6 protein-coding genes and 1 pseudogene are annotated in these 4,553 nt (G+C 43.0%); 1 reads left to right on the top strand and 6 read right to left on the bottom strand.

Going from position 1 to position 4,553, the window contains the following annotated elements; translation table 11 throughout:
• From WAM07_RS04725 to WAM07_RS04745, 5 genes are all read right to left on the bottom strand, one after another.
• Positions 1–305: ATP-binding cassette domain-containing protein (locus WAM07_RS04725; protein WP_422165207.1), on the bottom strand; the 305-nt coding region annotated here is incomplete at its 3' end.
• A 28-nt stretch (positions 306–333) separates the two neighbouring features.
• Positions 334–957, bottom strand: coding sequence for a TetR/AcrR family transcriptional regulator (locus tag WAM07_RS04730; protein WP_422165209.1), 624 nt, complete (start codon positions 955–957; stop codon positions 334–336).
• A gap of 155 nt (positions 958–1,112) precedes the next feature.
• A complete protein-coding gene (locus WAM07_RS04735; RefSeq protein ID WP_422165211.1) occupies positions 1,113–1,637 on the bottom strand; it encodes a DUF421 domain-containing protein in 525 nt (174 codons plus the stop codon).
• Positions 1,638–1,751: 114 nt separating this feature from the next.
• Positions 1,752–2,633: an NAD(P)-dependent oxidoreductase gene (locus WAM07_RS04740; RefSeq protein WP_422165213.1), complete on the bottom strand. Its 882-nt coding sequence runs from the start codon at positions 2,631–2,633 to the stop codon at positions 1,752–1,754.
• 120 nt (positions 2,634–2,753) lie between these two features.
• Entirely contained in the window at positions 2,754–3,557 is an 804-nt protein-coding gene (locus WAM07_RS04745; RefSeq protein WP_422165215.1) for an alpha/beta fold hydrolase, read from the bottom strand.
• Positions 3,558–3,729: 172 nt separating this feature from the next.
• Between WAM07_RS04745 and WAM07_RS04750 the strand changes: the two genes are divergently transcribed.
• Complete coding sequence (locus tag WAM07_RS04750; RefSeq protein WP_422165217.1) at positions 3,730–3,876, top strand: hypothetical protein; 147 nt, start codon at positions 3,730–3,732, stop codon at positions 3,874–3,876.
• A 78-nt stretch (positions 3,877–3,954) separates the two neighbouring features.
• Here the strand turns inward: WAM07_RS04750 and WAM07_RS04755 are convergent.
• Positions 3,955–4,553: pseudogene (locus WAM07_RS04755) on the bottom strand (sulfite reductase); the annotation flags it as partial.

Below are 4,553 nucleotides of genomic sequence, written 5' to 3' on the forward strand. Positions count from 1 at the left end.
TTTACAAAAAGGTCAATGACTTCTCCGCCTGTTAAATTCGGCCATAGATTCACATCTCCCGGAACGTAAGCCAGGCGTTTATGAATCTCCACAGCATCTTTCCAAGCATCCATTCCGAAGATTTCAGCTTCTCCTTCTGTTGCTTTTAACATGCCGAGCAGAACACGAATGGTCGTGGATTTACCCGCTCCGTTCGGACCGATAAAACCATACACCTCTCCTTTATTCACCTCGATGTTCACTCCATCAAGCGCTTTGAAATCACCGAATTTTTTGGTGAGCTGTTTGGTACGTAGTACAGACATGATCCATCCTCCTTTTTGTAAAAGCGTATTATTTATAAAAAGAGTGCTTCAGAACTTCAATATAACGATCAAGCTCCTGCAACGTTTCCTCCAGGTCCATCTCATCGAGGCTCAAGCCCTTAAATTTAGCCTGCTGTTTGTTAGCAAACCCTTCCATCGACCAACTGATAATTTCGATGATCTTGGAAACGTCCATATCTTCTCTAAACTTCGACAGGTCTATATCCTGTAGCATTTCACGGTAATGGTGATTAATGAATTTTTCTCTTCGGCTTTCCAGTTCCACTCTCAGGTCTTGCGCATTTTCAGTGAAGGCTGCATTAAGAAAATTAAATACATTTGGATATTGATAAAACAGCTTGATCTTCAACGAAGCCATTTGACGATGCCGGGTAAATATATCTTTATTTTCCCAATCGACTTTTCCTTGGACCTCCGTTAAAAACAAGTCTACGAAGTAATCGTAAATCATAAGGTATAACTCTTTTTTATTTGAAAAGTAATGAAATAGAAGCCCTTTGGAAATTCCGGCTTTTTTTACAATCTTATTAGTAGATGTATTTTTATATCCGTTTCCAGCAAATTCTTCCATTGCTGCATTTAAAATTCGATCTTGTTTATCTTGATCCAAAGCAAGGAATTTTGGTTCCATATCATCCCTCCAGCTATTATTGACCAGTCCGGTCAATTACATCTTACTCCTATTGACCATGTTGGTCAACATAAATTTTAATTCAACATTTTAGTTTTTATTCCAAAAAATTCCACCTCAGGTCATCCAGAATCTGGATGACCTGAGGTGGAAGTTTATGCCTTATTTCTTTCCCATCCTTCTACGTCTTTCAGGGAGCTTTGGCCGTTTTGATGTTTATGCTTAATCACGGAAAATGTTCCATCCGTCTCCAATACGACAGCTTCCGTTTCTTCTACGGATGCCAGACCATCAGCTCTAATCGCCTGCCTCACTTCATCTTTCTTCACGCGCTCTTTCTTAAGGGCTTTCTCCATATACTGCCCGTGATACAGAAGCAGCTGAGGTTCTCCTTTAATGAGGGAAGTAAAACCTTCGGACCGGACTTCAAGCCAAGTTACGGCAAATTGAAGGACAATCAGCATGCCCAGTCCAGTAAGCCCCTCTACAATCGTCATTTTGTTCGATAACATGACCGAGGCGACCACCGAGCCAATCGCTACCGTAATGACCATATCGAACATATTCATTTTCGATAAAGTCCTTTTCCCTGAAATTCTCAGCATAAAAATTAACGCTGGATAGACGGTGAGCGCCATGATGATGATTCGTACCACACCGCTCCACCCATTAAACAACATACAATCCCCTCTCTCCTTTTCTACCAATATCATCCGAATTCCACAAAAAACCAGCAGAAAAACTTTTCGCGCATAAAAAGGAGTCTCTGCGATCGTCAGAGACTCCTTACTCAATTATTGCTTTGCCATCATTTTATAGTATTTGTAAAGCGCCTGTGTTCCATCATTGCTGCCGCCTGCTTTACTCAGCTCGTCATAAAGCGATTTTGCAAGCTTAAGACCGGGAACCGGCAGTTCCATCTGATCCGCTGACTGAATGGCAATTTCCATATCTTTAATAAAATGCTTCACGTAAAAGCCTGGGTCAAAATTATCGTCGATCATTCGAGGTCCCAGATTGGATAGCGACCAGCTCCCTGCTGCTCCGAACTCTATTGACTGCAGCACCGTTTTCGGATCTAATCCGGCTTTTTCAGCATACGTAATGGCTTCGACCACGCCCATCATATTGGAGGCAATTGCAATTTGGTTGCACATTTTAGTATGCTGCCCGGCTCCTGCTGGTCCTTGAAGCACCACATTCTCTCCCATTACTTGAAAGACAGGAAGCAATTTCTCAAATTGCTCTGTTTCTCCCCCAGCCATGATCGTTAGTTTTCCCTGCTTCGCCCCCGTGTCTCCTCCGGAAACCGGAGCGTCATAGGCGTGAAGACCACGCTCTTTTGCTTTTTTGTATATGTCCTCAGCCAGCTGTGGAGAAGAGGTCGTCATGTCGACCAAGTACGAGCCTTCTTTTGCATTATGTATAATACCATCTTCCCCAAAGTACACTTCTTTCACATCTCTTGGATAGCCCACCATCGTAATCATGATATCTGCTTCTTTAGCAAGCGCGGCCGGATTTTCCTGCCACTCTGCCCCTTCGTTCAACAATTCTTCAGCTTTCTCTTTCGTTCGTGTAAACATCTGTACAGGGAAACCTGCCTTCAATAGATTGCGGACCATACTTTTCCCCATTACGCCTGTTCCAATAAAGCCAATGATTGGTTTCGACATATCATTTCATTCCCTTCTAATTGTTGTTAAATTGAGTATATCAACTATGACTTTGGAAAGACAGAATATGGATTTATTAAAAAAGGACGTTTCCTGCGTAAGAAATCGTCCTTTCATTTATTATTTAATTAATTTAAGCAGTTCTTCATTAAACTTCTCTTTCTGGTCGTAAATCAAACCATGACCACTGTTTTCAAAGGAAACAAGCGTCGCTTGATCGATCCCTTCCTCTAATTGTTTAGAAAATTGATAGTCACAGATTTCGTCATTGGTTCCGTGTAGCAGCAGCGTAGGAACGTTAATAGAGCTTAGCTCATCGCGAAGATCTTCATCACGCAGCGATTCAGCACTTGCAATGGTACCATAGGAAGAAGCTTCAAGAGCCAGACCAAGGAACCATTCTTTAAGCGGTTCTGAGATTTGTGAATAATAGAAGTTGCTGCCGAATTCCGTTAAAGCAGCAGGACGGTCATTTTGAATCGCGTAAATGAGTCCGTTGACGTCTTCTTTTTTCATACCATATGGATAACCGTCACGCTGGGTGAAGCTTGGTGCTGCTGCTCCGGCCAGAATTAATTGACCCAGTTGGTCGTTCGCATACTTCGAAGCGTAGCGGATGCTGATTGGTCCGCCCATAGAGAATCCTAGCAGGAAGAAGTTCTCGAGCTTCAATTCCTCAACTACGACTTTAATGTCATGGGCAAAGGTATCGTAATCATAGCCAAATGCGGGTTTGTCCGATTGGCCATACCCTCTCAGGTCAATGCCGATGAAGCGGTAGCCTTGCTTTGGCAGCTCGTTCATCTGGTATTCAAACATTTTGTGATTCAATGGCCAGCCGTGAATAAAAACGATCGGCTGTCCTTCGCCTATATCTTCTACAAATACGTTAACCCCTTGCTCTACTTCAATAAATTTACCCATAGTATTAAAACTCCTTTTCAATGATTGTAACTAAATATTCCCATAAGCAGAACAAATAAAACGCACACGGGTTCTGACTTCAAAACTTCCTCTCGAATTTTTATGGTTATAGAATCAGGCGCATTCACCCATACTAGTAATAATAAAATCACTTAAGATGGGATGGAAACTTATGAACGGAAAATACGTAATTTATCATCAGGTAACCGGCGGCGTTATTAAAAAAGCAACCATCTACGCGCCTCATCGGGAAACCGCTAAAAAAACCTATTTAGCTAAAAACCCTAAAGCAAAGATCACTCACGTACTCACGGTCTAATTTAATTTTTCCGATAAAAAGCAATCAAGCTGGCTCACTCAGGACCCAGCTTGATTGCTATGCACGTTACACTATATTTTAAGAATGGAAATCCAGACCGGACTGCACTTCCTCAATGTAACCGGCGCGAATGACATAATCCCCGAAATGCTCATTCTCCTGCCGCTCTTTCGCGTATTCGAACAGCATTGGTTTGATCGTTCCTAGAATCTCTTCTTCGCCAATGTTTTCCTTATACAGCTTATTCAGGCGATTTCCTGTGAAGCCGCCGCCTAAATACATATTATATTTGCCGGGTCCTTTTCCAATAAAACCGATCTCACTGAGCGCCGGGCGTGAACAGCCGTTAGGGCAGCCGCTCATCCGAATGACAATTTCTTCATCCTGAAGACCCGCTTCGTCAATCACGTCATCCATCTTATCAATTAAGGATGGCAGATAGCGTTCTGATTCCGCCATCGCAAGTCCGCACGTTGGAAAAGCGACACAAGCCATGGAATTTCTGCGCAGAGCGGAGTTGTAACGCCCGTCGGTCAAACCGTACTGTTCCACTAGCTCATCAATTTCCTGCTTTTTATCTTCTTCCACGCGGGCAATGATCACGTTCTGGTTTGGTGTCAGGCGGAATTCGCCCTCATGAACTTTTGCGATTTCACGAAGGCCTGTCATAACCCGGG

Origin of the sequence: Halobacillus sp. (assembly GCF_049282395.1) — a bacterium.
Taxonomy (GTDB): Bacteria; Bacillota; Bacilli; order Bacillales; family Halobacillaceae; genus Halobacillus.